A 25,212-nucleotide genomic window follows, 5' to 3' on the forward strand; every position below is an offset into this window, starting at 1 on the left:
TTAATCATCCACAAGCATTGCATTTAGCTCCCCCATGACACGAGCACCTTCAGAAACGTCACCCACCGTCGTTACGATGCGAATTTCCTGAGATGACGTACCGTGTGACAGAAGCATTCTTAGGTTTCCCCTGTCATCTGGACGTTGTACTTTTCCTGTAATAACTCCACCAGAGTTGCCCTTCCCTTTTACGGTTATTACAGAGGGGATGATCTTCTTTACTTCAGGGTGCTGACTGATGATATTAATGATCTTTTTACCGTGACGCCCACCTATGATGGTTGTATGGGCACCGCCAATTTTATTCTTTGGCTTAATTACAGTATTGGATAGGTCAGCACTCATTTCAAGGAAATTAAAGTACGAAATATAAAGTATTAGTGGTCGGACTGTAAAAAAAGAAAGTTGGCCAGGAGTATTAGATCTCCTGAATATCCGCCATATCTATGAGTTTTACATCTGCGCCCATCAGTACTTTAATAGCAGCCTCAACATCATTTACCCTGAGGATAAGAAGCGCCTTTTCAGTCTTTGTGACAAATGCATATGCATAATCGATATTGATCTCCTGTTCACCCAGAACATCGGCAATCATTCCAAGCCCGCCTGGAACATCCTCCATCTCAATACCAAGGACACTGGTTTCCGAAACTGTGAAACCTGAATCATGTAACACATTATGGGCCGCATCAGGTTTGTCAACGACCATTCTTATGATACCGAAATCTCCAGCCTCGGCAATTGTGAATGCCCTTATATTGATACCAGCTTCCCTGAAACTGTTTGCAATATGAGCAAGACGTCCTGGCTTGTTCTCAGCGAAAAGGGATATCTGTTTGATAATTTTGTCTTCCATTGAACCACCTGTAACATATTAATTTATGTTGTATGGAATATTATAAGTTCCTGTTATCTATTACCTTTTTAGCCTTACCCATTGAACGAGGGATAGATCCTTTTTCCACAAGTTCGACCTTAACGGCAATGTTCAGTACATGCTTCAAGGCAGATGCAACGTTCCTTTCAAGGGACATGATATCATTGACCTTGTCACTGAAAGCTTCATCAGTCATTTCGATCTGTACTTTCATGATATCCAGTTCATTTACCCTGTCAACAACGATCATGAAATGTTCACCGACTTCAGGTATTTGCATCAGAACGGATTCCACCTGTCCAGGGAAAACATTGATACCGCGAATAATAAGCATGTCATCTGCACGTCCGAGAACACGCATGATACGTGGATGTGTTCTGCCACATTCACACGGCTGCTTGCTAATAATAGTGATATCGCCAATCTTGTATCTTATCAAGGGAAGTGCTTCCTTGGCAAGCGTTGTGATCACGAGTTCCCCACTTTCACCTTCTTTAAGCTGCTCTCCGGTCTCCGGGTCGATTACCTCGATCAGGAACTGGTCTGCCCATATGTGAATACCATCCTGACATTGACATTCGGTAAAGAGAGGACCGCTGAGTTCTGAAGTACCATAGATATCGTATGCCTTGATACCGGTTGCTTCCTCTATCCTCACCCTCATTTCTTCAGACCATGGTTCAGCACCGAATATACCTACCCTAAGATTTGTATCGTCCTTTATACTGACACCGAGATTATTGGATACCTCGTTCATGAAAAGGAAATAAGATGGAGTACAGGCAATCACAGTAGAACCAAGGTCCTGCATCAATTCGATCTGCCTGTCAGTATTACCTGAACTGGCTGGAAGGACCGTGGCACCAACTTCTTCAGCACCATAATGAGCACCAAGGCCACCTGTGAACAGGCCATATCCATAGCCGATCTGTATTATGTCACCTCTTCCGACACCAATGGATGTCATCGCCCTTGCAAGGGAGGTGGTCCACATATCGATATCGTTCTGAGTGTAGCCAACAACTGTGGGCTTTCCGGTAGTACCTGACGATACATGGAATCGTACAAGTTGTTCATTGGGAACGCAGAACATTCCTGTAGGATAAGTATCCCTGAGATCGACTTTGTAAGTAAATGGCAACTTTTTCAGATCATCAAGACTCTGTATGTCTTCAGGTTTTACACCGAATTCATCAAACCTCTTTTTGTAGAAATCAGAATGCTGATAAACATATTTTACCAGGTTTTTCAACTTCTTTTCCTGCATTTTTTCCAGTTCATCGATCGGCATTCGCTCGACCAATGGATTCCAATACTCAATCATCTGATAGCCCCTTTTTTATTTGATTATTCTGACCTTTCTGTATCACCTGGTACAGATGGATGGATTGGGTCTTCCCCGAAGGACATCACGGACCTTCTCCTTACATTCTTCAAGGATCAGGTTCATATCAGCCACAACATCTATACCTGCTGCACCTGCATGTCCACCGCCGGTTCCCTCATAATTAGAACTTACATCCTCCATTATCTTCCCGAGGTTGACACCGGCATTCACAGCTTCACGTTTAGCCCTTCCGCTAACTCTTATGTTATTATCCCTGGAAGTGCCTATAAAAGCAACATCCGCACCTATATTAAGGAACATAGAGGAAGCTGCACCACCAAAAGAATTAACGTGAGAATCAACCACCAACCAGTTGTCCACACGCTCAATGGTAGCCCTGGTGGCACATTTGAGCATTGCTATACGCATGGATATATCCTGAGGAGTGGATGCCATCATCTCAAGGACTTCGGCATACTCCACACCACTTAACTCTACTATCTCTGAAATGGTTTTGAAAGTGTCATAAGTTGCATGCTTGAAATGGCCTGTATCCGTAACTATACCAGCCATCAGGCCAAGAGCCACACGACGCATAACGGGAGCACCCATTATTTTGAGGATATCAAATACCATCTCTGCCGTGGATGTAGCATGGCGGTGAAGGAAAAATTCGGCATTCTCTATAAGAGCTGTAGTTGCATGGTGGTCAATGACACAATATGCCTCAAGTTTGATATCATTAAGTTGTGAACTGGTTGAGGTATCAACTACCAATGTAATGTCATATTCTGAAGGATCGGGATGATCCACCACATTAATGTCAAGTTTATCAATAAGAAGTGATGCAACCCTGTTGCAACCATCTACAAGCCCTATAGTCCCACCTATAGCCTCAGATAGTGCAAATGCACTGCTCACAGCATCTGGATCAGCATTTCTATGACACAAGTAAAGAATATTTTGATAATCCAGAAGTCTATTGTAAAACTCCATTTCTTCAACTTGCATGGAAACTCCTGATCATTCCCTAAGTCAAGTTAAAGGGAAATGTCAGTAGCAGAAAAAGGCATTATTGTGCCTGATTCCCCATTGATTGCTCAATCTGTTCCTGAAGTTGTGTAAAACGCTTGGAGATGCGCTCTTCCTGTCTGGAAATTGACTGAAGTCTAAGCGAAAGTGTTTCTACCTTCTCTGTAAGTTTGGCTACTGTCTCCTCTTTGCTAGCCTTTATCTGCAGGTCACCTACAGTTCTATAAATAATTGCATCATCTGCTACTTTCCCAAGCTCTTCCAGTGCCAGTTCAGATTCTTTCTGCAAAGAGTCCATCTGAGCTTTCTGCATAGCAAGAGACTGTGCCTGTTGCTGAACCTGCTGCAACTGTGCAAGCTGATTCTGTATCTGTGGGGGTATTTGTGTACTCATTTGGTTTCACCTGGCATACCAATAAACCTGAAATGATTTTAATGTTTCCATACACAAGTATTCAAAAAGAGCAAGAGGATAGAGTTATTTTAAAATTATGCATGAACAAATTGGACCGGCCCTAGCCATCCTGCCGAGCGTCCATGGAACAATTATAGACCTCATGTGCAACCTGTATCAAACGTAGCCACGTATTCAAAGTGGAACGCATTGATACAAGGTCATCAGAAACAATTTTTAAGGTTAACTGAGAACCACATGGTTCAAGCATTATGGAAGACCTGTCAGTTACAGGAGTTTCCAACTCAGGTTTCAATGAAAGGAATATCACATCAGCACCATCTGTCTCAAAGACAGATTCTGCCATCAGCTGCAATCAGCATCACACTCATACAAACGATAAGTTCTGAGTTTCAAGCTGAAAAATATGCTCTCGTCTTTGAAAAAGTCCATCTGGTTTTTTGAAATAACTATGCCCAATGAAGATGATCGTGTTTCTACATGAGGTAAAGAAAGAATTCCAGATAATGCAGAAGCGAATTCCCCGCTTCCAACAAGCTCTGGAATCAAGTCTTTTGATATGGAATACGGTTTTCTTTCAATTGGAAATAGTGAAATGTAAGCGGACAGTACACAAGAACCTTCAGTATCATATACGGTTATGCTTCCTGGATTTCCATGATATTCACCCAAGATGATTAGAAGAGAATCATGAGAAAGGTCTAAAACCTCACTCATACTCATCTTACCACGGTTGAAATATTCACAACCGAAAAAAGCCGCCATGTACTTGCATAATATGCGAGTACTGGCTGATGGTTTGCGAGAAGAAGTGATTAGCATCTATCTTCTACTCTGCTTTGATGCGTTTGATCGTTGTTGGACGTTCCTTAGCAAGTATCCTGTGTCCACAGTAAGGACAGCGTACACCAGTATACTCATAGTCAATCTCAACATTTCGCTTGCATCGTGTGCACTTATAGTCCATGCTTACCTACTCAAAATATTTCTACCTTTTCAGTGGCTTTCTTTACAGAGCGTGATACTGTTTTACCGACAGTTGTCTGTGGAATAAAGGTACCACCTGCAAATGTATAACCGCATTTGGTGCATTTCCATATGCCTGTGCCTAGTCTCTTCACATTTGGACGTGCGCAATTTGCACATGTGTGAGGCATACGCATTTTTTCTTCAAGATCAGCTACTAATTTACGGTCCCTTCTACCATAGCGTGTACCGAATCTACCGGCGGATCTGGAAACACGTCCTTTCTTTGTGTATTTCTTACCCATGAATATTATCTCCTTGAATCAATATGAGTTTAGTTATAAATTTTTTAAGTATCAGATGTTCAAGAGATGGGCTTCCCTTAATTGGGATGCTTTCTCACATGCCATTTCAACGGCAGACAACAACTGTTCTTCTGTAAGTGCTCCATCACCACTTTTTTGCATTCCTGAGATGGAACCATCCTGATTTGATATAATGGTTATCCTGGTTCCGCAGACCTTTTCCTCATCAAGTCCCGGATCAACCATCATGGAACCACCAATGTTAACCAGAGTGACAGCCAGAGGCATATCCCTAATAGGCAGCGGAGCATCCTCGCCTTTTCCTTCACGTTCAGCCGGGAGAGTTGCAGTCATCAGAGCTGCGATTGCACCCATAGATGCCGCATCCTGGATATTACCTGTATTGTTGAGAACATGGACGTCGATGAATACCATCCATACTTCTTCTCCCTCCGTAATACACAACTTGCTTAAATCAATTGCGCCTGACTCACGAATACCCCTGTCTGTTACACGGGCCATTTCGATAGCATTCTCCCTAGGAGGACCAGCTTCGAAATCAGGGGATGCTATTGGATTAAGCTCAAGACTTGTAATGATAACACCCTGTCCTGCAGAATCAGGGAACGGAGTACCCACCTGGAGTTTGACACCGACCAGAACCTCAGTCTCGCCCAGCTTAAGCCATGCAGAACCCTCTGCCTTGTCTATGACATTTGTTCTTAACTCAATATCCCTCACTTCGTCAAAAGAGCGTCCATCAGCACGCTCTCCCTTAAGCATCAGGTTATAAATGTAATCTTTTTTCAGTGCAGACATTACTTGATTACTCATAGATCTCACCACCTATTAAGCAGTCTCCTCTTTTGGATCAGGCCCCTCTTCATATTCTTCAGTTGAATCTGTTAATTCTTCCTCGATTTCGTCCATGGCTTCTTCCTCGGCCTCTTCCTCAGCTACTTCTTCGGATTCTTCCTCAGCTTCTTCCTTGGCTTCTTCCCGAATCTCTTTAATGTCAGATTCAAAAGCTTCCTCTACATCTTCAACTGATTCTTCCTCAGTTCCGTCTTCGACTTCAGGCAGAGCTTCGGAAACATCTTCTTCGACTGAAGCTTCAATATCCTGACCTTCAGTGACATCTTCAGTGACATCTTCAGTGACATCTTCAGTGACACCTTCAGCGACATCTTCAGTGACACCTTCAGCGACATCTTCAGTTACGCCTAAAACAGAGTCAGCGGCAAATTTGTTCTTGAGAGCTTCTTTCTGAATTTCCAGAATCTTTGCACAGCCTTCTTTACACATTTCAAGGGCCTGCTTGAACTCTTCCTGAGTGAAGTTCCCATCCATCTGGACAAGTGAAACCTCGCCATCCTGAGTCATTGCAACAGGGAAATCAGCATCTCCTAAATTATCCTCATCCTTGCTCAGATCAAGTACTAACTGACCGTCCACTTTTCCTACAGCACATGCTGATACAAGGCCTTTCATAGGAATACCTGCATCTGCAAGAGCCACTGACGCAGCATTGATAGCAGCTGTCCTTGTACCTGCATCAGCCTGAAGTACTTCTGCAAAAACGTCAATTACAGCACCAGGGTAAAGATGAGTAAGGACTACAGGTTCGAATGCTTCCCTGCTTACCTTTGATATCTCAATGCTTCTTCTGCTGGGGCCTGGCCTTATACGATCCTCAACGGAGAAAGCTGCCATATTATACCTGTACCTGATAAGAACTGAATCAGCTTTTTGCATTCTTCTAGGATGAAGCTCCCTTGGCCCATAAACTGCAGCAAGAACCTTGTTCTTGCCCCATTCCAGATAGCAGGATCCATCTGCTCTGGAAAGTACACCGATCTCTATTTTCATCGGCCTCATTTCATTAACTTGCCTTCCATCAAGGCGTAAACCATTCTCATCAATGAACTTTTCAGGTTTATCACTCATAATAATTCTCCAATATTCACACAATCTGCAGTCACATACACAAAAAAGTTATACTCAGTTTTCCTCAACGTCTAAAAGAGCATCAACCTTTCTACAGGTTTCCTCGTGGACCTCACATTCATTTTCTCCATCCTCTGTAAGGTCGCTTTCCTGAGCATTTTCTTCATCTTCAGAATCAGTATCATGTTCATTTCTCAAAAACTGACACACCCGATCCGTCAATCCAGAAGTATGTGAATGCTGCATGATCATCTCAATCGATTTCTCGAGACGATCCATATCACTATCATTTCCGTCGATCCATATCCTTCCATTTTGACCAACGAATATCTCACAATTTGTTTCCTTTTTAAGCATTGAGACCATAGAACCACCATGCCCTATGACCCTCGGGACCTTTGCAGGAACGACTTCTATAATACGTCCCGATTTAAGAGCTCGTAACCCACGCTCACGCATAGTCAGCTCAACTTTCATGGATGGATTTACATCTTTTACACGAAGTAATACGGAATCAGAAATGCCCATTATTCCGCGCATCTTGTCAGAATCCACACGTCGAGGATACTCTGAAACATGAAGCAGACCATCATAAGGGGAACCTATGTCAAATATCCAGTTAGAAGGAGTGACATCTATCACAGTCCCAATAACAAAATCCTTACGTGAAGGTACGTACTTGCCAGAGAAGGGGATTACTGAAATCTTATTCTTGGCATTCATAATCCCATACAAAAGAGAATAGACCTTTCCATCTTTAACATAAGTGCCAGGTCCGGAATTATCTTTATTTTCGGATAAAAACTGGCCTGGAATTACAATATTATGTTCCATTATGTATCCTCATAGAAGTTTTGTTTCGGCGTCACCTTTTGTGAGGTGATTAACCAGACCATAGAAATCATTCTGAAGTCCGGCAGGTATTTTTACAACAGCCACCCAAGAACCGTCATTTTGCCATTCGTTCTTGAGAAGTGTGCCGAATTTTGATATTTCACCATAAGCCTTTGAAGCATAATCTGATGGAATCTTTACAACAATGTCAACCTCTTCAAACCTTATAGGAATGATAGGACGTATGGCCTTCATTACAATGGTAACCTGCTCATCTACCGCTTTGAGAGGGTCGATATGAACTTTGGCTTCTTCCATTGCTCTTTCAATCCTTGCAGGAGGATGGGGAGTCCTTGTTTGAGGATTCATGGCATTCTGTGCAATGATAGAGATGACCTGCCTGGTCTTCTCCTCCAGAATATGCTTTCTTTGCTCTTTGGTTAGCTGTATTTCACCGTGCAATATGATCTGCTTTGCAATCTCCATCACGTCGGTGGTTTCAAATGTACTTTGAAGGACGGATTCAGCCACATGGTCACCCTGACGCGCATCATAAAATACGGATTCTACAGCAATTATATCCTCAATGTTAAGGTTATCACCCCTTTTGAATGCAAACGCACCATCTGGGTCAACAAAAACCTCAAAGTGATTCTTTCCTTTCTTGAGCCTTGCAATTAGAGATTCATCAAGAGATACCATGTTCACTCACCCCGTTTATATGAAATTATGTTCGTTCATTCAGTAGATTCATCCTGCGCATCAGCAGTTTCATCTTCACTTTCTTCTGTCTCTTCGTCCTCAGATTCAACCTTGAGTGTTTCAAGGGCTCTGTTAACATATGCTGCGACCTCGTCTTCAGGAAGCTTCCTGAATTGCCTGTCCTCAAGAGTAACTACCCCAAGTTCAAGAGTGGTTGCATCTATCTTACCTTCTGTTGAAGTGTAGAGAGCTTTAAGACCAAGCATGATAGCAGCATCCATTTCCATATTCTCATCGTAGTCCGCTTCGAATATTTCCATGAAAGCATTTCTGCCTGCACCTATAGCAGTGGCCTTGTATTCAAGTAACGCACCACTTGGGTCGCTTTCAAATAACCTTGGCCTGGAATCATCGACGCCAGCTATCAGCAGTGCCGTACCATAAGGACGAACCCCACCATACTGAGTATAGGTTTGCTTATGATCACATATCTTCTTGGCAATTACTTCCACGCCTATAGGTTCATCGTAAGAAACCATGTTGATCTGAGCCTCAACCCTTGCCCTGTCAACGAGGGCACGAGCATCTGCAACCAGTCCAGAGGTAGCAACACCTATGTGGTCATCTATCTGGAATATCTTCTCAATGGATTCTGCTTCTATCAACCTGCTTGTTATTCTCTTGTCAACAAGCAGAACCACGCCGTTCTTTGCTTTCACGCCTGCTGCAGTAGTGCCCCTTTTGACTGCCTCTCTAGCGTACTCTACCTGGAAAAGACGACCATCGGGACTAAAAACAGTAATTGCCCGATCATAACCCATCTGTGGTGTCATTTGCATATCGCTTAATCTCCTACTTTGATTAATAAAATAATAACAGCAACTTATGCTATACACTATAAATTATATCTTCTATTCATTTATATGTGACTGTTCTGCGGATTAAATACATCCGCACCCTCTAAATACTTTTTTGTTGCACCTATGACCGTACCTGATATGCCGAGTACATGGAATAACACTTTTTTACCCTTGACATTTGTGATAGTTGCAAGTACTGCACGCGTATTTCCAGTCCGGTCGGATGTGCAGCGAACAACACCACATGAATCTTCAAAAGCAAGCAGCCTTATGGCACATTCACTTGCACCAACATCACCAAGAAGCTGGGATGCGGCCGAAAATATTTCCCGGATCAGTTCATCCCTTGTAACAGGAGATTCCGATACCAGCTCAAAAGCCAGATACCTTTTATCAGGACGTAATGTCGGAGGAAGTACTTTCATGAGTCATCAGCCCCAACATCTTCGAAACTGTCCAACTCCTGAACGCCTTCAAAAATATAGCCCGAAGGAGGATGCTTCCTGGAGATTATAGATTCCGGAATACTTGACAGTCCGGATATGGCTTCATCCCGAGTCATGCCAAATAATTCAGCCAGTGCTATTAACTCTCTTGGAGCACGCATGCCAAAATAAGATGTTGCATTACTTGTCAAAATGAAAGGCACATCATACTTCCTTACAAGCAGGAGGTTTTTCCTGAAGTTCATAAGTGCATGTACCCTGCGACCTCCCCTTAACTGTATGACATCACCAAGATCAAAGGAAATAGCAACATTGTTATCAGCTGCTTCTTTCGCAAGCACGTGATTAAAACCATTATCTTTAGGAGTGCTAAGCTTCACGAGAACATCCACATTGGGATTTTCAACCGCCGTTCGGTTAATGCTTTCACTACCACCACAAACCACGATCACATCAGTCTTACTACGACATTTACCAATCTGACCATGCAGTTTTGATGCGTTGCTTACATAAACCTCAACAGCAGAAAAAACCTCAAAATCTTCTAGATCCACGGAACCGGCATTTTCTGCCTTTTCCGTATATTCTAAAGCTATTCCACTATAACCCAGATGTTTTGCAAAAAAGGACAGATCTTCAAGAGCATTGCAGCCCCCATCACTCAAATGAACATTCAGATCATAGAATCGAGGGTCAGCCAAACAACTCCTCCACTATCAGCCCGGCTTTTTGCCTGTTTTTAGGATATGTGGCTATCTTGACCTTTACAGTAATTGCATCTGATGAAGAGGTCAATTTCACAATCTCCTGAAAAGCTGCCTGTTTATCAAGCCTGATATGAAATACCTGGTCATCATCAAGACGGTCTGGCATCTCACTGCGGAGACGTTGAACATCATCAGGATGCATCTTTTGCCTGATGAAATTGGCAATAGCCTTGGAGTCTGATTTGCGAGTAATCTGTGCACTGAGGATAGTAATAGGATTTCCGTAGTAGCCTTCAACATTTAGCATTTCGACAGCATCATCAGTATTGCTATCTTCGCTTGCACCTGCGGAATTCAGTAAAAAGTAGTCCAGGGCCTTTCGAACCCTGGATAGATCTTCAGTCGAATGCGCGATCACACGCAAGTTAATATAGTGGATCACTTGCCTCTGTTCTGGTTTGATCTTATACTTGGCCTGGTCTTTTCTGTACCGGTTCCACGGCACATCATACCTCTACCCTTGCGACCTGCACTGGTCTTACCACGATTTGCACGTCCCTTGTGAGTATTGCCACATATCCAGTTGAGGTTCTTGTCGCTCTTGATGACAGGATGGCTTGGATCTACGAGAATTACTTCGTACCACTTTAATTTACCATCTTCACCAACCCAATAAGAGTTCAATACTTCCATGTTAGGGTATTTTCTTCCTGCACGCTCTTCTGCGATCCTCTGGATGCTCTTGCCTGCAGTAATCTTGTTCTTACCCATACGCTGGGTACGCCTACCACGGATGTACCTTGACTTTCTAAGACTTCCTCTGCGTACCTTGACACGAGTTACGATGATTCCCTGCTTTGCCTTGTATCCGAGGGAGCGTGCTCTGTCAATACGTGTTGGACGTCTTACTCTGGTAACAGAGCCTTCTCGTCTCCATTCCTGGAGTCTTTCCCATCTGAGTTCCCTGACATATGTGTTGTCCGGGTCCTTCCATGCATCTCTTACATATCCGTAAAATGATTTAGACAATTTATTCACCTTGTTTCATATATTTTGTTTCACGGTTCAGCTTTTTAAAAGCTACATTCCCACGGGACATATCCCGATAATGAAACAGGACTACTACCTGCCTAATATGATTTAAATCTTTTTAGCCGACAACTTTGACAAATACTTTAAATCATCGAAACCTAATCAAAATTAATGAACAGGGCAAAATTGAACTATTTACTTGATCTGCTATTAACAATGCTTTTCATCATAGTTGCTTTTACAGGTTTTTTCATGTATGTAGCAATACCAGGAGGAGTCCCACGTGGAAGATATCAGGAATACATGGGAATCAGTAAAGCCACATGGACCCTAATACACAACAGATCCAGCATCATGTTTACAATTGGAATTGCACTTCATGTCATCCTACACAAGAGATGGATAAGCTGCATTACAGCAACCCTGTTAAACAAAAGAGAGAATGAGCAGTCCTGCAAGATAGATGAGAACTAATACTCACTTTTCAAACATGCTGAGATCTTCGCCGGATAACACTATTCCAGTAATATTACCTTCAGAGTCCCTTAACAATGCATCATGCCAGCGCACAGGTATCTCCCTGCCATCTTTGCAGACAATTACACGCTCGGCATATTCCGGAAGTTCAGCATCCCCAGAAAGAATTGACTGGAACATCTTTCTTGCACCCTCCCGAGAATCAGCCTTTAGAAGAGTATTTACAAAATCCTGACCTATCAGTTCGAATTCATCATAGCCAAAGGCATCATTACCTTTCTGGTTGATCAGATGGATCCTCATATCACTATCGACAACAGACACGATAAAGCCAGCGACATCAAGATAATTCATGGCTTCATTCCTTTCAGCCAACATCTTATCCTGAAGATGTTTGATACGTAGCAGAGACTTGACCCTCGTAACCAGCTCAAGCCTGTTAACAGGTTTTCCAAGGAACTCATCGGCACCAGCTTCAATACCTTTGATACGATCATCCTTGCCAGACAGGGCAGTAACCATAATCACAGGAAGAAATTGGGTTTCAACCGATGTTTTGAGAATGCGACAAACTTCATACCCATTCATGTCAGGCATCATAACGTCCAGAAGGATTATGTCCGGTTTATCAGCCTTGACCCTATCAAGTGCTTCCTGACCATTATATGCATTGATGACATCATAATCAGACTTAAGATAGAGGCCCATTAACTCCACAATAGCCACTTCATCATCGACAATGAGTACTTTATCCTTATTTTGCATACACCATATGCTCCTTTACTGCACGTTGACCATAGATAAATGCATATTGATATAAACATGATGGTAGCAAACGACCCTGTTTACATTTATCTATCCGACATGACATAAACGAAAGACATTATTAAACATAATAAATAATTCAATATTAATTAATAATCCTATATGATATATACACATATATAAATTTAGCTAGATTCCACTATAAAAGTGAAAATAAAGAAAAAACGTGGGGCTGGTGCGATTCGAACACACGATCGACGGGTATCTCCGAACTACTGTATAAATACAGCTTGAAAGTTCATGAACACATATCAGTGCTCCAACGGTTCCTCACCGGCCAACCCCGTCAGGTTAAGCCTCAGTATACCCGTTGTTCATCATTTATCCGTTGGAGCCCGTCGCCATACCAGGCTAGGCCACAGCCCCCCGAAAACAGGGGAATATAACTCAAAATACATCTTATCAATGATATACCTAGCGGTAGCATCCACCCGAATTACACAAGATTTAGCAAAAACACAGCAATTTTGAAAAACATGCCTAAAAACAACAAACAGTTAAAAAAGAGAAAAATTAAAAGAAAAATACACCGGAAATTTTTCCGACGCACCTAAATATTATTCTTCAACCCGGTCAAGGCTTCCAAGCTTGCACAGCTCACCACAGAGATTTTCGAGTTCTGTGCGCAGGCCATCAAGAGAATGACCAAACATACGTGCAAGATACACAGCACCACCTGCACCGACACCTTCCTTGACAAAGCCGAGCTCATATTGCCGAAGTCCCTGTGAATTGGATTTACCAAACTCCAGGTCCATACCGTAGAATTTTGCACCAAGTTGATCTGCAATTTCCCTAAAGCTTGCAGAATCATCATCTGCAACATAACTTGTAGTTACAATGGTCATGTTGTCAGTAGTATAACCAAGATGCTTGATAACAGCAAAAATAGACTCCATCTGAGTACCACCTGCAAGTATCAGCCGAGTCTCACCAAGACCTGCTGCGATTCCTGCAACTACAACCATCATGGGGTCACCAACACAAGCTATTGCTTTGAGCGGATCATGGCGCAGGGAACCATGACTTATTCCCGAAACTTTCAAAGCTTCTGCAACAACCTCCTTTTTAAGGTCAAGAGGGTTTGAAGAAGCACTGCTACTAACATTTCCATCATAGCCAAGAGATTGCAGAACTGCGTTTGCAGTGGTGGTTCCTGCAGCTATACTCTCACCGATCACAACAAGGTCATGCTTTCTTGAAAGTTCCTCACCAAGCTTGTAAGCATTCTTGAACACATTTTCAACATCATGGACTGCAACCTCACCCCTGATATCATCTCCGGGCTTCCCACCTACATCAACAAGAGGGACCTGTTCCGCCGGGAATACCCTCAAACCTGCATTTACCAGAAGATGAGGGACACCCGACATTTGCAAGGCGACCCTCGTAATGAGAGCGGGAGTTGGAGTATCATAAGGCGGAGTCATTGGCAGGATCGGAATATCTATGATAGTCCCGACCTCCAGGACTTCAGCATCTCCAGCTGGAGTGTAGTCAGTCAGCTTTGCAGTTTTTCCTGCTGCAGATAATCCTTCAATGTAAGCAGTAGCTGTATTTCCAAGCACACATGCAAACAGAGGATTTTTTGGTAATTTGGCGTTTTCAGGAGATAGTGAGTCCATAATAATCACTTAGTTTATTTTACAAGGTATATATGTACGTTTTCCAGCTCAATTAATACGTTCTGGCAACATACACCATGGTTTTCGCATCTGCACCGCACACAGGACATTTGCCAGAGCGTGCATCCTGCTCAGTAGGAATTCCAAGGATACCTGCACCAACATCTTCCTCAAGCTTAAGGCCACATTCCTCTTCACCACACCAGAATAACTTGGTAATACCCTCAGAAAGCTTCGTTTTAGCTTCTTCAAGGCTTGAGCATTCAAATATGCGAGCCTCAAGTTCATCCTTTGCTTTTTCGTAAAGACCATCCTGCACTGCATCCAGAAGAGAAAGAACTTCCTCTTTGATGTTATCAAGAGATACCTGCACCTTTTCACCAGTATCACGGCGTGCAAGCATAGCTGCATTATTCTTAAGATCCCTTGGACCAAGCTCCAGCCTTACAGGAACACCCTTCATTTCCCATTTATAGTACTTAGCACCAGGACGATCATCACTTGCATCCATTTTCACACGTATGCCAGCATCTTCCAGCATGGACATGACATTATTACATGCCTCGAGAACTTCCGCGGATTCCTTGAATATAATAGGAATAATTACAACCTGCACAGGAGCAACAGATGGAGGAAGTACAAGACCCTTATCGTCACCATGAATGGAGATCAGAGCTGCAATGGAACGTTCTGAAACACCATAACAGGTCTGATATGCATATACCTGTTCACCCTCAGCATCCTCATATTTGATATCGAAGGTCTTTGCGAAATTATCACCCAGATGATGTGCAGTACCAGCCTGAAGTGTTTTTCCATCTGGCATCAATGCATCGGTTGCTATGGTATAGTCTGCACCCGGGAACTTATCCCAGTCAGGTCTTTTTGAAGGCAGGACAGGAACTGCAAGCATACGATAGAATTCCTTGTATATCCTTATAGCTTCATCCACCTGTGCAGCTGCATCATCCCATGTTGCATGCACAGTATGTGCTTCCTTGAAAGAAGTAATCTCACGCAGCCTTATGAGAGGGCGGGTGTGTTTAGTCTCATACCTGAAAGTGTTGACTATCTGGTAGAGGCGGAGCGGAAGGTCAGCATGAGAGCGAACCCATAGCTTATACATAGGATAGATAGCAGTCTCACTGGTCGGACGAAGAGCAAGCTTGACATCAAGGGGAGAAGTACCACCGTGTGTTACCCAATAGACCTCTTCTTCAAACCCTTTTATGTGCTCAGCCTCTTTCATAAACTCATTCTCAGGGATCAAAAGTGGAAACAAGGTTTCCTGATGATCCGTGTCCAGAAGTTTACGCATAATTTCATAGACATTTCTCCTGATGTTAAAGCCAAATGGGAACCAGACGTATGATCCTTTTACAGGATAACGTACATCCATGATCTCGCCCTTCTGGAGAAGGTCGTTATACCATTCACTGAAATTTTCTTTAGAAGGAAGTGCAGCATCTTTCTCTTGTTCTGCCATTATATTCACCTGATTAATGATTTTGGCTACATAAACAAGTACATTGCTTATAGCCGTTTCCTTTGGCAGGCAACCGGATATGAAGAAGCTGATTCCCAATTGTTAAAATTGATCAAATACAGAAAATATTACGAAACAAAAGAAATAGGAAGTAAGAAAGAAGGAAAATAAAGAGAGAAACAACTCAAAATAAAGAAATAAAAAGAAATAAACTCATTCCGGTCCATCTTTCTTCAAACACAGGAACCAATCAAAACACTTTGTTTTCTCTGCAGAGCATACAATCTCTTTTGCATGTGGCCATGTATCAGGAGCCGGAACTATCACATCCTCACCCGGCTGCCAGTTCTCAGGAGTGAAGACATCCTCACGATCAGACTTTTGCAGTGCCATGAGAAGTCTTTTGATCTCACCCATGCTCCTTCCGTTTGATAATGGATAATAAAGAATAGCCCTCACCTTTGCCATAGGATCAATGATAAAAGTTGCACGAACGGTTTCGGTACTGAACTGAGGAACTTCCAGTTTTCCATGGCTTCTTTCGAATTTCTCAAGCAGCTCATCAGGAGAATAATGAGCATTCGGGTGGATCATGCCATATTTTCTGGAAATCTCCAGACTGACATCATCAATGATAGGGAACATCACATCAACACCCTTCATACCCCTGTACTCCACCTTGTCCCTGATGGCACTTATCCAGGCAATATGCGAATGTACGCTGTCAACCGAGAGGCCAAGCAGCTCAGTGTTGAGTTCCCTGAGCCCCTCCTGCATAGTTGCACATTTTATGAACTCAGTGGTACAGACTGGAGTGAAATCACCCGGATGGCTGAAAAATATGACCCACTTCCTCCTGTAATCTTCCGGGAAATTAATAACACCCATGGTCGACCTGGCCTTGAATACAGGCACATCATCCCCTATAAGAGGCATTGTTACTACTTTTAGATCATCATCTTCCAAAGCAAAGCTCCCCTCAAAAATATGAAAAACTAATTACTAAATATCTGAATGACAAAATATAAAAGGTTTAGGAAGAACATCCCTAAAGAAAAAATAGTATCAATCTGTGAGGGAATGTTCCGAATCCGCTGCATCCAGTTCCACATCTGAACCATTTGCATCAAAAACTATCATACCTGTTTTAAGCTGCTCAGCATCCTCGGGACTCAAAACGGTGGACTTTACCTTGTCAGATATTATCGCACTGTTACCAAAAGGATCTTCTATTACAACTGTAAGAGACCTTTTACCTTCAATTACATCCGTGAGAACTTGCTGAATCTCCAGTCCTTTGGAAAGTTTTTCCTCATCCCCCTCCTGCTCCGACCATTTGATCGCAGTGTTGACAACATTGAGTATCCTGTCAAGTACACCCTCAACATTGGTAACATAGGAATCTGAAATTGAACCGGGCTCTACATCAATGCCAAGCTCAGGTATACGAATTGTACCTGAAGTGGAACGTACTACCCTGCTATTAAGGTCCTCAAGACCATCCACTTCCAGCGCATATCTCATTGGATCTCGCTGGGAAAGAATTAATGTGTCTGCAAACTTAAAACTGCATTCACATATTGAGGAAATATGCATAACCTCCCCAAAATAAGGGATATCATCACCCTGCCAGTTGATGATTAGTTCCTTATGACAAAGCGGGCAAGACGTTTTTGTAACGAAATTACGGCAGGATTCCTCTTCACTCAATATCTTCCACCAATGATCTTTGATCTGTCGATCTTGATACCTGTTGGTGTTACAAGAACCTGGTCATCCTTGATCCCTGCAATATCACCATGGACATCAATGACAACGTCCTTGAGGTCTTTAAGTGCACGATCAAGCATGAGCTTGTCTGCCTTAATATTTGAGATATCGATCATTACGATATTCCCATCATAGATTTCCTTTTTAAGGGATGTAAGCTCATTCAGATTAGCCAGTTCAGCAACCCTGATATATGTTTCAGCAGGCTCGTCGTCGAGCACTCCTTCATACTTGGTAAGGTCAAGTTCGGTGTATTCATCCTCAACGGTTGCGGTTTTGTTACTGCCACCAAATAACTTGTTCATGATCTTTGCCATAGTTCGCCCTCATATATTCAAAAACATTTGATGCTATATTTATATCAATACTACTTAATTGTTAGTGGAATTGTGGTTTGATTTATATGCACATTCATCATATATTAATTATTTCTTTCACAGTTCAAGATTCCACAATTTATCGCCTACATAATGCACTGACTTGATAGCCTTACCGGAATTTGCCACCATTTCACTGCCCGGAAGAAGCGAAATACCTATTGCAAGAGGTTTGTCGTGAGTCTCCTCCACAATGATCACAGGATCATTTGGTTGAATTTCAGGATCTGCTGAAGTGATACCCGGAGACATAATATCAGCACCGTTTACCACAAAGCGGATAGCTCCGGAATCAACCATCACAACATTCTTACGCAGGCCAAGTTCGAGAACACCTCGTACAGTAGGGAAATAGGTATCACTTACCTGGAAAAGGAGAACTTTCCCATCAATGATGACTATCGGAAAATCATCAGCCATAGCAGTCTCAATTTTCCTTTCCTGAATCTGCTCGACCTCATCACCAAAAGTGGATCTAAGACCAGCCATCAATTTATTCTTGGTTGATTTTCTGATCTGCACTCTTCCCTTGATTTTCAAATTATCACCTAATATTTCCTTAATATTTCCCTGAATAGCTCATTTTACGATAACAACAGGAACACCACTGATGTCAAGCACATCAACAGATCTTCCGGCTGACACGACCTCCTTTTCTACTTCCACACACCCAGGCTCAAGTTCTATGACCTCACCGTCAACTGTGACAGTGATCATACCCTTTGCGACCTCATCAGCGATCTTCTTTGGATTCTCATCCATAAGGGCATTGATAATAGCCTTTGCCTTACCTCTGAATTTTGGACCTATAATACCCATACTTGGTTTGATGTTCACAGGAACATGCTCAAAGTCAGGTTCGCCCTCCATCAGAACAACCGGAGAATTGGTTACACCTAAAAGGTCTGAGATATCTGTTGAAATACCATATACCTCGATCTTTTCAAGAGGAGCGTTCAATGCCATCCCATGTTCAGACTTGTATCTTCGGACACTGCTTGCAACATCCTTAATGAACTCGCCTGCACCCTCAGCACCCTCATCGATCATTGATTCCTGCACCTGAGACCATGACTGGACATGTACACTTCCTTCCCCTATGCGAGAGAACATTTCTTCTGCAAAGAATGGAGCGAATGGTGCGAGCATGCGTGCAATTGAATCGATAGCTGTGAAAAGTGTGTACTTGGCAGCATTCTTGGCAGCCTCATCTTCGCCATACAAACGTGATTTTATCAATTCTATGTAATTATCTGCGAATATATCCCATGTGAAACCACGAATTGACTTAAATGCTTCGTCGAACTGGTATGCATCCATGCTCTCTGTCACTGAAGCAATAAGTCTGTTAAGGTTACTGAGCAGCCACCTGTCAATTACCTTCAGGTCACTGGCATCCATATCTTCGTAGGTATAATCTTCAAGATGCATCATTGAGAACCTGTATATGCTCCACATCTTGGTGAAGAAACGTGATGCTGACACCACATCTTTCCAGCGGAACATAACATCGGAACCAGGGGAGCCACCTATGGCAGCCCACTGCCTGAACGAATCAGCACTGTAATCTGCAATTACCGTTTCAGGAGAGATTACGTTACCAAGTGACTTGCTCATCTTATGGCCATCTTCGCCAAGTACCATTCCATTGATCAGGATGGAATCCCATGGTTTCTTACCAGTGATAGCCATTGAGCGAAGTATGGTATAGAATGACCAGGTACGAATGATATCATGACCCTGTGGACGAAGTTGTGTGGGGTTCCTCATCTCATGGTCTGAGAGCCAGCCGGACACATGAAGTGCCGTTATGGATGAGTCCATCCAGGTATCAAGTACATCTTCCTCAGCCTCAAAGTCACTGCAACCACATTTACATAACTCAGGCGGTTGCTGCTGTGTAGGATCTATTGGCATCCATTCTTCCTTTGCCACCATGACCTCACCACAGTCCTTACAGTACCAGACGGGGATTGGAGTTGCGAAAAGTCTCTGGCGTGAGATACACCAGTCCCATTCCATTGTATTTACCCAGTTGTCAAGCCTTACCTTCATGTATTCAGGAAGCCACTCGATCTCATCTGCTGCCTTTGCAACTGCATCCGTATCGATCTTAATGAACCACTGACGCTCGGAAAGTATCTCAATAGGAGTGCTGCATCTCCAGCACATACCAACATTCTGATCAAGAGTCTTCTGCTCAAAGAGATAGCCCTGCTCTTTCAGATCCTCAATGATAGCAGCCTTACACTCAGAAATGCTCATGCCCTCATATTTGCCGGCAATGGCGGTCATAAGACCCTGTTTATCAATGGCCTTGCGAAGAGGAAGACCGTGCTCCAGCCACCAGCGAACGTCCTGCTTATCACCAAAGGTACAGATCATAACGACACCGGTACCAAATGAAGGATCTACATCACTGTCACCAATAACAGAAACCTCATGGCCGAATATAGGAACTTTGACCTTGCTGCCCAGATACCCAGAATAACGTTCATCATCAGGGTTGACAACAACTGCCACACATGCTGACAGCAGTTCTGGCCTTGTAGTAGCGATCTGTAATTTGTCGAAATTAAGGTAATTCAGTTTTGTATCACGGCCCTCATATTCAACTTCTGCAAGTGCGATTGCGGTTTCACATCTTGGACACCAGTTGACAGGATGCTCTGACTGATACAAACGGCCCATATCGTACATCTGCCTGAAAGACCTCTGGGTCTTGGAATAATATTCAGGCTCCATTGTGACAAATTCGTTGCTCCAGTCAGTAGAGAAACCGAGGTTTAGCATGGTCTGGCGCATCTTCTCGATATTTCCAACAGTGAGTTCACGGCACATTTCCCTGAATTCGGCCCTTGAAACTTCATTCTTGGTGATTCCATGAATTTCTTCTACTTTTACTTCAGTAGGAAGACCGTGGCAATCCCAGCCCTGTGGGAACATTACGTTAAAACCGCACATCCTCTTGTAACGTGCAACAAAGTCTATATAGCACCAGTTGAGGGAATTGCCTATGTGGAAATTACCCGTGGGATAAGGAGGAGGAGTATCTATAATAAACTGTGGTCTACTGCTGTCATTCCAGTCAAAATGATACATGGACATATCCCATGCTTCTTTCCATTTTGGCTCAACCTCATGAGGGACATATTCTTTTGGGACCGTCATTGAAACTCTCCGATAAATATTGTATAGTGAATGTCTTTTTTTATCATACAGTGGTCTAGCATTATTTAAATTATCTGGTTGTGTTGATTAAACGATAACAGTCAGCAAAATATCAATTGAAGAGTGACCATCCGAATGCATGGAGAATTATACAAACAGGTGTAATAAATTAACTATTGACCAAGTAACACCATAATCAAAAACAGAGCGCAACTGCACGAAAAAATACAATTACCGAAAACACTTTATATAAATCTACTAAATTGTAGAGAGGGGTACTCTGATTACGTACATGATTGGAGATGGACTTTTATGACCAAGAAGATAGCTGTTTTTGCGTTCAATGGGGAGCCTATGTGCTTTATTCATTCATTGATGAATTCCCTTGAAATGAAAGAAAAAGGTTATGATGTAAAGCTCATTATCGAAGGATCTGCCACCCGGCTGATAAGGGAAGCAGTGGAAGACAAGAAACCCTTCACAGAACTTTATGAGAAAGCAAGGGATTCAGGACTCATAGATTGTGTATGCAGAGCATGTGCTGCAAAGACGGAAAGTCTTGAGAGCGCAAAGGAGCAGAACCTTGCATTACGTGATGAGATGTCCGGACACCCCAGCATGACAAGGTACCTGGAAGATGGATACGAAGTGATCGTCTTTTAGATGATACTCTGAAATTTTAAGATTTTCATGATGATCAAAAAGGAGGAATTGAATGATTAGCGAGAAAATGAATGCTGCTTTAAATGGGCAGATTAACAAGGAAATGTATTCAGCATATCTCTACATGTCAATGTCCGCGCACTGCAGCAATGTCGGACTTGATGGTTTTGCCAACTGGTTCATGGTACAGTATCAGGAAGAAATGACACATGCAATGAAGCTATACAATTATGTCAACGACCAGGGAGAAAAAGTTGTGCTGGAAGCTATTGAGAAACCACCAACCGATTTTGGCACCCTTCTTGAGATGTTCGAGGCAACCCTTGGGCATGAGCAGTTCATTACCAAATCCATCAATGACCTCGTCTATCTTGCAACCGAGGAAAGAGACTATGCAACACAGATATTCCTCCAGTGGTATGTAACAGAGCAGATTGAAGAGGAAGGAAATGACAATGAGATCATTGCAAAATTGAAGCTTATAGGAAACGATGGCAATGGTTTGTTCATACTTGACAGGGAACTTGCTACAAGGGTATTCGTACCACCTGTAAAGAAAGAATAACAATAATACTACGAATTAAACGATGAGGTGAGAATATGAACTTTGGAGATATACTGAAAGGAAAGGAAGCTGAAGGCAAAGAGAAGCATGTACCTGAGATTGACATCATCAAGGGTCATGGACAGGAAGGCAACGACTTAGTCAGAGTTATCGTAGGAAAGGAAGTTCCACATCCAAACACAGTAGAGCATCACATTGAATGGGTGGAGCTATACGGCATTACAAAAGAAGGAAATACCGTAGACCTGGGCAGAATGAACTTCGAACCAGTACACACAAACCCTGTTGCCTCATTCCATGTGAACAATATTGATGACTTCAAGGCATTCTGTGCCCTCGAATGCTGCAATATACATGGAGTCTGGCAGAACTGCATAGAAGTTTAAACATATTAAATAATTTTTTTTGCAAATGGCGCCTTATGCGCCATATTCCTTTTATACATGAGCAGATTTTGCTTATAGTATACACAGATTAAATACACATTCTGTCAAGATCATGTGCTAATAAAAAGGTGAAAAATGCTCTTAAAACTTGCTATGAAGCTTCTTTTTCTTGCGATAACAGCAGCCATACTTGCGTATGTATTTCTAAACTACCTGATTCCACACATGTAAATTCAGGAAAAAAGAAAGGAAAAAGGAAAAATCAGTCATCCTCAGGATATCCGATCTCTTCTTTTGTAAGGTAGCACGCAGGATCGTCGGCCCATACGTTACCGAACACAGCTTCAGCCCGGACACGGAAGTTACCATTACAGACATCGAACCATTTACATTTTGCACACCTGTCGGCATTGGCCTGTATGAGCGGTTTTCGGTCCTTCAGTCCTGCCATAAGCTTATCTGAAGTATCGGTCCAGATCTCACTGAACTTGCGTTCCGTTACGTTACCAAATGTATAATGTCTCCAGAACTGGTCAGGATGCACGGAACCATCCCAGGATATACAGCCAAAGCCAATCCCTGTGGAATTACCCCTGTTCATCTCGAGAAGTTCGAGAACCTCGGCTGCACGCTCAGGATCCTCTTTCAGCAAACGCAGGTAGATGTATGGCCCATCGCAGTGATTATCCACTGTCAGAACTTCCACCATCTTGCCTTTTTCGTGGAGTGCACGAGTCCTGTCAATAAGAAGGTCTACAGCTTTTCTGCTTCTCTCTAGAGACAGGTCTTCATCTACCATCTCTGAGCCCCGGCCAGCATATACAAGATGGTAGAAACAGATACGAGGAATATTCTCTTCCTCAAGCAGGTCAAATATTGCAGGGATATCATGGACATTGTGGCGATTGATGGTAAAGCGTAGTCCTACCTTTATGCCCACTTTCTGACAATTACGCAGGCCTTCCAGAGCCTTATCGAATGAACCTTCGATGCCCCTGAATTTGTCATTGGTCTCCCTCATACCATCAAGGGAAATACCCACATAGGACAGACCTATATCCTTGAGCTTCTGCGCAACCTTTTCGGTGATCATAGTACCATTGGTGGAGATCACTGCACGAATACCCTTTGATGTTGCATAGGCTGCAAGTTCAGGAAGGTCCTTTCTCATAAGAGGTTCGCCACCTGAAAAGAGAATTACAGGAGAACCGAATTCTGCGAGATCATCGATTAGTTCCTTTCCCTGTTCAGTACTAAGCTCATTCTTGTATTCAATATCCTTTGAATGAGCATAACAGTGAGCACAACGAAGATTACAACGCTGGGTTATGTTCCAGACGACAACTGGTTTCTTATCCTTTGAGAACTGCAACAAATGCGAAGGGAGCTTCTTAGAATCACGCCCATAACGCAGCGCGTCCGATGGCTCTACAGTTCTGCAATATAACTTTGAAATACCTATCATAACAAGTGCTCCGAAATAAAAGGACAAAAGAAAGTCTGCTATTAGTATGTGACCAACCTATACAACCATACTATATTATATCTATGGTAGTTGCACAAGCAAAAAAATCTGATAATAGTATGTAACAAAAATAAAAAATCAGGATGATGCGGGACTAATTACTTCCAGCACCTTCCGCAGTACATCTTCAAATGTGAATTTTCCAGGAGTTACAGATACATTAACATCATAGCCCTCAAGAGTCTTTGCCGTGGGACCACCTATGGCAGCTACTATTGAGCCGTTAAGAATGGAGACTGCCTCAGCCTCAGAACCAACTTCCCGGGCGTACTCAAAGAAATTGTGCACCATCATGGAACTTGTAAATGCAAAAACACTTATTTTCCCATCAAACACATCCCTGATGAACTGGCGCTGCATCTCACCCTCAGGTTTAATGAGCGTGTATACCTGAGTCTCATGGACTATTGCTCCACACTTGATGAGACCTTCGTTGAGCAAGGATGAGCCATAGTAACTCCTTGCCATATCTATGATCTTGCCTTCCACCGAACCGCATAGATAGTCAACTATGCCTTCTGAACTGTAGACACCTGGCATGCCCATTACATTGATACCAAGGTTCTCCAGAGACTTACGGGTCGTAGGACCGATGGCAATGACATTGGTAGTATTCAGGGCATCCATGAAGTCCTGCCTTGAATCCTCAGGGATCTTACCCAGAGTGAAATCGATCCCATTAGCACTGGTAAATATGACATAATCGGAGCTGCCTGAAAGAACTCTTTCGACAAAGCCATCGAATTCAGCATCCTTCATATCCGTAAGCTCTATCATTGGAACAGCAACGGATTCAAAACCAAGTGACTCTGCAAGCTCCACGGATCCTTTTACATACCTTTCCGGCCTCATTATCGCAAGTACAGGCTTTTTATCCAGTTCAGTCATAACC

32 protein-coding genes and 1 tRNA gene are annotated in these 25,212 nt (G+C 42.9%); 4 read left to right on the forward strand and 29 right to left on the reverse strand.

The annotated features are described in order from the left end of the window. The 18 genes from V7O66_RS07050 to V7O66_RS07135 all read right to left on the reverse strand — a co-directional run bounded on the left by V7O66_RS07050 (position 1) and on the right by V7O66_RS07135 (position 11,447). Positions 1-345 (reverse strand): DUF2103 domain-containing protein, encoded by a 345-nt coding sequence (locus V7O66_RS07050; RefSeq protein WP_406659599.1) that lies wholly within the window; start codon positions 343-345, stop codon positions 1-3. A gap of 73 nt (positions 346-418) precedes the next feature. Next, the gene (locus V7O66_RS07055; protein ID WP_406659600.1) at positions 419-856 is read right to left on the reverse strand and encodes an ACT domain-containing protein; all 438 of its coding nucleotides are present in this window, start codon (positions 854-856) and stop codon (positions 419-421) included. Positions 857-896: 40 nt separating this feature from the next. After that, complete coding sequence (locus V7O66_RS07060) at positions 897-2,201, reverse strand: phenylacetate--CoA ligase family protein (RefSeq protein WP_406659601.1); 1,305 nt, start codon at positions 2,199-2,201, stop codon at positions 897-899. A 42-nt stretch (positions 2,202-2,243) separates the two neighbouring features. Then, positions 2,244-3,215 (reverse strand): DHH family phosphoesterase, encoded by a 972-nt coding sequence (locus V7O66_RS07065; protein ID WP_406659602.1) that lies wholly within the window; start codon positions 3,213-3,215, stop codon positions 2,244-2,246. 61 nt (positions 3,216-3,276) lie between these two features. Further along, complete coding sequence (locus V7O66_RS07070) at positions 3,277-3,630, reverse strand: prefoldin subunit beta (protein WP_406659603.1); 354 nt, start codon at positions 3,628-3,630, stop codon at positions 3,277-3,279. Between the two features lie 121 nt (positions 3,631-3,751). Further along, positions 3,752-3,997, reverse strand: coding sequence for a KEOPS complex subunit Pcc1 (locus V7O66_RS07075; RefSeq protein WP_406659604.1), 246 nt, complete (start codon positions 3,995-3,997; stop codon positions 3,752-3,754). Next, positions 3,997-4,368 (reverse strand): hypothetical protein, encoded by a 372-nt coding sequence (locus tag V7O66_RS07080; RefSeq protein ID WP_406659605.1) that lies wholly within the window; start codon positions 4,366-4,368, stop codon positions 3,997-3,999. Before V7O66_RS07080 ends, V7O66_RS07075 begins: the two co-directional genes overlap by 1 nt. Before the next feature lie 112 nt (positions 4,369-4,480). Continuing rightward, positions 4,481-4,618 carry a DNA-directed RNA polymerase subunit P gene (locus V7O66_RS07085; protein WP_406659606.1) on the reverse strand — a complete coding sequence of 46 codons (138 nt, stop codon included), beginning with the start codon at positions 4,616-4,618 and terminating at the stop codon, positions 4,481-4,483. Between the two features lie 10 nt (positions 4,619-4,628). Then, positions 4,629-4,922, reverse strand: coding sequence for a 50S ribosomal protein L37ae (locus V7O66_RS07090; RefSeq protein ID WP_406659607.1), 294 nt, complete (start codon positions 4,920-4,922; stop codon positions 4,629-4,631). A 51-nt stretch (positions 4,923-4,973) separates the two neighbouring features. Continuing rightward, positions 4,974-5,765: an exosome complex protein Rrp42 gene (gene rrp42, locus V7O66_RS07095; RefSeq protein ID WP_406659608.1), complete on the reverse strand. Its 792-nt coding sequence runs from the start codon at positions 5,763-5,765 to the stop codon at positions 4,974-4,976. 6 nt (positions 5,766-5,771) lie between these two features. Next, positions 5,772-6,869 carry an exosome complex exonuclease Rrp41 gene (gene rrp41 / locus V7O66_RS07100; protein WP_406659609.1) on the reverse strand — a complete coding sequence of 366 codons (1,098 nt, stop codon included), beginning with the start codon at positions 6,867-6,869 and terminating at the stop codon, positions 5,772-5,774. A 54-nt stretch (positions 6,870-6,923) separates the two neighbouring features. Then, positions 6,924-7,703 (reverse strand): exosome complex RNA-binding protein Rrp4, encoded by a 780-nt coding sequence (gene rrp4, locus V7O66_RS07105; RefSeq protein WP_406659610.1) that lies wholly within the window; start codon positions 7,701-7,703, stop codon positions 6,924-6,926. 9 nt (positions 7,704-7,712) lie between these two features. Then, the gene (locus tag V7O66_RS07110) at positions 7,713-8,405 is read right to left on the reverse strand and encodes a ribosome assembly factor SBDS (protein WP_406659611.1); all 693 of its coding nucleotides are present in this window, start codon (positions 8,403-8,405) and stop codon (positions 7,713-7,715) included. Between the two features lie 35 nt (positions 8,406-8,440). Continuing rightward, positions 8,441-9,244 carry an archaeal proteasome endopeptidase complex subunit alpha gene (psmA, locus tag V7O66_RS07115; protein WP_406659612.1) on the reverse strand — a complete coding sequence of 268 codons (804 nt, stop codon included), beginning with the start codon at positions 9,242-9,244 and terminating at the stop codon, positions 8,441-8,443. Positions 9,245-9,324: 80 nt separating this feature from the next. After that, positions 9,325-9,690: an Rpp14/Pop5 family protein gene (locus V7O66_RS07120; RefSeq protein ID WP_406659613.1), complete on the reverse strand. Its 366-nt coding sequence runs from the start codon at positions 9,688-9,690 to the stop codon at positions 9,325-9,327. Beyond that, complete coding sequence (rnp3, locus tag V7O66_RS07125; RefSeq protein WP_406659614.1) at positions 9,687-10,412, reverse strand: ribonuclease P protein component 3; 726 nt, start codon at positions 10,410-10,412, stop codon at positions 9,687-9,689. Before rnp3 ends, V7O66_RS07120 begins: the two co-directional genes overlap by 4 nt. Next, complete coding sequence (locus tag V7O66_RS07130; protein ID WP_406659615.1) at positions 10,405-10,860, reverse strand: RNA-binding protein; 456 nt, start codon at positions 10,858-10,860, stop codon at positions 10,405-10,407. The genes rnp3 and V7O66_RS07130 overlap by 8 nt, the downstream gene beginning before the upstream one ends. Then, entirely contained in the window at positions 10,857-11,447 is a 591-nt protein-coding gene (locus V7O66_RS07135; protein WP_406659616.1) for a 50S ribosomal protein L15e, read from the reverse strand. Before V7O66_RS07135 ends, V7O66_RS07130 begins: the two co-directional genes overlap by 4 nt. 174 nt (positions 11,448-11,621) lie before the next feature. Here V7O66_RS07135 and V7O66_RS07140 point away from each other — a divergent pair, with 174 nt between their 5' ends. Continuing rightward, positions 11,622-11,924 carry a DUF4405 domain-containing protein gene (locus tag V7O66_RS07140; RefSeq protein ID WP_406659617.1) on the forward strand — a complete coding sequence of 101 codons (303 nt, stop codon included), beginning with the start codon at positions 11,622-11,624 and terminating at the stop codon, positions 11,922-11,924. Positions 11,925-11,927: 3 nt separating this feature from the next. On the opposite strand, the gene V7O66_RS07145 is transcribed toward V7O66_RS07140, so the two are convergent. The 9 genes from V7O66_RS07145 to V7O66_RS07185 form a co-directional block, all read right to left on the reverse strand. Continuing rightward, the gene (locus tag V7O66_RS07145; RefSeq protein WP_406659618.1) at positions 11,928-12,692 is read right to left on the reverse strand and encodes a response regulator; all 765 of its coding nucleotides are present in this window, start codon (positions 12,690-12,692) and stop codon (positions 11,928-11,930) included. A 227-nt stretch (positions 12,693-12,919) separates the two neighbouring features. Further along, a tRNA-Trp gene (locus V7O66_RS07150) sits at positions 12,920-13,118 on the reverse strand. A gap of 191 nt (positions 13,119-13,309) precedes the next feature. Continuing rightward, on the reverse strand, positions 13,310-14,377 hold the full coding sequence (cobT, locus tag V7O66_RS07155) for a nicotinate mononucleotide-dependent phosphoribosyltransferase CobT (protein ID WP_406659619.1): 1,068 nt from the start codon (positions 14,375-14,377) through the stop codon (positions 13,310-13,312). A 52-nt stretch (positions 14,378-14,429) separates the two neighbouring features. Then, entirely contained in the window at positions 14,430-15,863 is a 1,434-nt protein-coding gene (gene proS, locus V7O66_RS07160; RefSeq protein ID WP_406659620.1) for a proline--tRNA ligase, read from the reverse strand. A 213-nt stretch (positions 15,864-16,076) separates the two neighbouring features. Further along, positions 16,077-16,799, reverse strand: coding sequence for a redoxin domain-containing protein (locus V7O66_RS07165; RefSeq protein WP_406662604.1), 723 nt, complete (start codon positions 16,797-16,799; stop codon positions 16,077-16,079). A gap of 129 nt (positions 16,800-16,928) precedes the next feature. After that, positions 16,929-17,573 carry a ZPR1 zinc finger domain-containing protein gene (locus V7O66_RS07170; protein ID WP_406659621.1) on the reverse strand — a complete coding sequence of 215 codons (645 nt, stop codon included), beginning with the start codon at positions 17,571-17,573 and terminating at the stop codon, positions 16,929-16,931. Then, a complete protein-coding gene (gene sepF / locus V7O66_RS07175) occupies positions 17,570-17,950 on the reverse strand; it encodes a cell division protein SepF (RefSeq protein ID WP_406659622.1) in 381 nt (126 codons plus the stop codon). Before sepF ends, V7O66_RS07170 begins: the two co-directional genes overlap by 4 nt. 117 nt (positions 17,951-18,067) lie before the next feature. Beyond that, positions 18,068-18,550, reverse strand: a complete 483-nt coding sequence (locus V7O66_RS07180) for an RNA-binding protein (protein ID WP_406659623.1) — start codon at positions 18,548-18,550, stop codon at positions 18,068-18,070. Between the two features lie 39 nt (positions 18,551-18,589). Next, entirely contained in the window at positions 18,590-21,181 is a 2,592-nt protein-coding gene (locus V7O66_RS07185; protein WP_406659624.1) for a valine--tRNA ligase, read from the reverse strand. 312 nt (positions 21,182-21,493) lie between these two features. On the opposite strand from V7O66_RS07185, the gene V7O66_RS07190 reads away from it, so the two are divergent. Genes V7O66_RS07190 through V7O66_RS07200 form a run of 3 tightly spaced genes read left to right on the forward strand, consistent with a single transcriptional unit; the run spans position 21,494 to position 22,795 of the window. Further along, a complete protein-coding gene (locus V7O66_RS07190) occupies positions 21,494-21,844 on the forward strand; it encodes a DsrE family protein (RefSeq protein WP_406659625.1) in 351 nt (116 codons plus the stop codon). Positions 21,845-21,896: 52 nt separating this feature from the next. Beyond that, entirely contained in the window at positions 21,897-22,409 is a 513-nt protein-coding gene (locus tag V7O66_RS07195) for a ferritin (protein ID WP_406659626.1), read from the forward strand. A gap of 35 nt (positions 22,410-22,444) precedes the next feature. After that, positions 22,445-22,795 (forward strand): desulfoferrodoxin family protein, encoded by a 351-nt coding sequence (locus V7O66_RS07200; protein WP_406659627.1) that lies wholly within the window; start codon positions 22,445-22,447, stop codon positions 22,793-22,795. 262 nt (positions 22,796-23,057) lie between these two features. Here V7O66_RS07200 and ahbC read toward each other — a convergent pair whose 3' ends face one another. Next, positions 23,058-24,260, reverse strand: a complete 1,203-nt coding sequence (gene ahbC / locus V7O66_RS07205) for a 12,18-didecarboxysiroheme deacetylase (RefSeq protein ID WP_406659628.1) — start codon at positions 24,258-24,260, stop codon at positions 23,058-23,060. A gap of 138 nt (positions 24,261-24,398) precedes the next feature. Continuing rightward, entirely contained in the window at positions 24,399-25,208 is an 810-nt protein-coding gene (locus V7O66_RS07210; protein WP_406659629.1) for a uroporphyrinogen-III synthase, read from the reverse strand. Between the last annotated feature and the right edge of the window lie 4 nt (positions 25,209-25,212).

The organism is Methanolobus sp. ZRKC3, from assembly GCF_045291275.1.
GTDB lineage: Archaea > Halobacteriota > Methanosarcinia > Methanosarcinales > Methanosarcinaceae > Methanolobus.

Bases quoted from the DNA above. Each gene is read 5' to 3' on its own strand.
- V7O66_RS07050 (WP_406659599.1), bottom strand. From the start codon at position 345: ATGAGTGCTGACCTATCCAATACTGTAATTAAGCCAAAGAATAAAATT.
- V7O66_RS07055 (WP_406659600.1), bottom strand. From the start codon at position 856: ATGGAAGACAAAATTATCAAACAGATATCCCTTTTCGCTGAGAACAAG.
- V7O66_RS07060 (WP_406659601.1), bottom strand. From the start codon at position 2,201: ATGATTGAGTATTGGAATCCATTGGTCGAGCGAATGCCGATCGATGAA.
- V7O66_RS07065 (WP_406659602.1), bottom strand. From the start codon at position 3,215: ATGCAAGTTGAAGAAATGGAGTTTTACAATAGACTTCTGGATTATCAA.
- V7O66_RS07070 (WP_406659603.1), bottom strand. From the start codon at position 3,630: ATGAGTACACAAATACCCCCACAGATACAGAATCAGCTTGCACAGTTG.
- V7O66_RS07075 (WP_406659604.1), bottom strand. From the start codon at position 3,997: ATGGCAGAATCTGTCTTTGAGACAGATGGTGCTGATGTGATATTCCTT.
- V7O66_RS07080 (WP_406659605.1), bottom strand. From the start codon at position 4,368: ATGAGTGAGGTTTTAGACCTTTCTCATGATTCTCTTCTAATCATCTTG.
- V7O66_RS07085 (WP_406659606.1), bottom strand. From the start codon at position 4,618: ATGGACTATAAGTGCACACGATGCAAGCGAAATGTTGAGATTGACTAT.
- V7O66_RS07090 (WP_406659607.1), bottom strand. From the start codon at position 4,922: ATGGGTAAGAAATACACAAAGAAAGGACGTGTTTCCAGATCCGCCGGT.
- rrp41 (WP_406659609.1), bottom strand. From the start codon at position 6,869: ATGAGTGATAAACCTGAAAAGTTCATTGATGAGAATGGTTTACGCCTT.
- rrp4 (WP_406659610.1), bottom strand. From the start codon at position 7,703: ATGGAACATAATATTGTAATTCCAGGCCAGTTTTTATCCGAAAATAAA.
- V7O66_RS07110 (WP_406659611.1), bottom strand. From the start codon at position 8,405: ATGGTATCTCTTGATGAATCTCTAATTGCAAGGCTCAAGAAAGGAAAG.
- psmA (WP_406659612.1), bottom strand. From the start codon at position 9,244: ATGCAAATGACACCACAGATGGGTTATGATCGGGCAATTACTGTTTTT.
- V7O66_RS07120 (WP_406659613.1), bottom strand. From the start codon at position 9,690: ATGAAAGTACTTCCTCCGACATTACGTCCTGATAAAAGGTATCTGGCT.
- V7O66_RS07140 (WP_406659617.1), top strand. From the start codon at position 11,622: ATGAACAGGGCAAAATTGAACTATTTACTTGATCTGCTATTAACAATG.
- V7O66_RS07145 (WP_406659618.1), bottom strand. From the start codon at position 12,692: ATGCAAAATAAGGATAAAGTACTCATTGTCGATGATGAAGTGGCTATT.
- cobT (WP_406659619.1), bottom strand. From the start codon at position 14,377: ATGGACTCACTATCTCCTGAAAACGCCAAATTACCAAAAAATCCTCTG.
- proS (WP_406659620.1), bottom strand. From the start codon at position 15,863: ATGGCAGAACAAGAGAAAGATGCTGCACTTCCTTCTAAAGAAAATTTC.
- V7O66_RS07165 (WP_406662604.1), bottom strand. From the start codon at position 16,799: ATGCCTCTTATAGGGGATGATGTGCCTGTATTCAAGGCCAGGTCGACC.
- sepF (WP_406659622.1), bottom strand. From the start codon at position 17,950: ATGGCAAAGATCATGAACAAGTTATTTGGTGGCAGTAACAAAACCGCA.
- V7O66_RS07185 (WP_406659624.1), bottom strand. From the start codon at position 21,181: ATGACGGTCCCAAAAGAATATGTCCCTCATGAGGTTGAGCCAAAATGG.
- V7O66_RS07190 (WP_406659625.1), top strand. From the start codon at position 21,494: ATGACCAAGAAGATAGCTGTTTTTGCGTTCAATGGGGAGCCTATGTGC.
- V7O66_RS07195 (WP_406659626.1), top strand. From the start codon at position 21,897: ATGATTAGCGAGAAAATGAATGCTGCTTTAAATGGGCAGATTAACAAG.
- V7O66_RS07200 (WP_406659627.1), top strand. From the start codon at position 22,445: ATGAACTTTGGAGATATACTGAAAGGAAAGGAAGCTGAAGGCAAAGAG.
- ahbC (WP_406659628.1), bottom strand. From the start codon at position 24,260: ATGATAGGTATTTCAAAGTTATATTGCAGAACTGTAGAGCCATCGGAC.
- V7O66_RS07210 (WP_406659629.1), bottom strand. From the start codon at position 25,208: ATGACTGAACTGGATAAAAAGCCTGTACTTGCGATAATGAGGCCGGAA.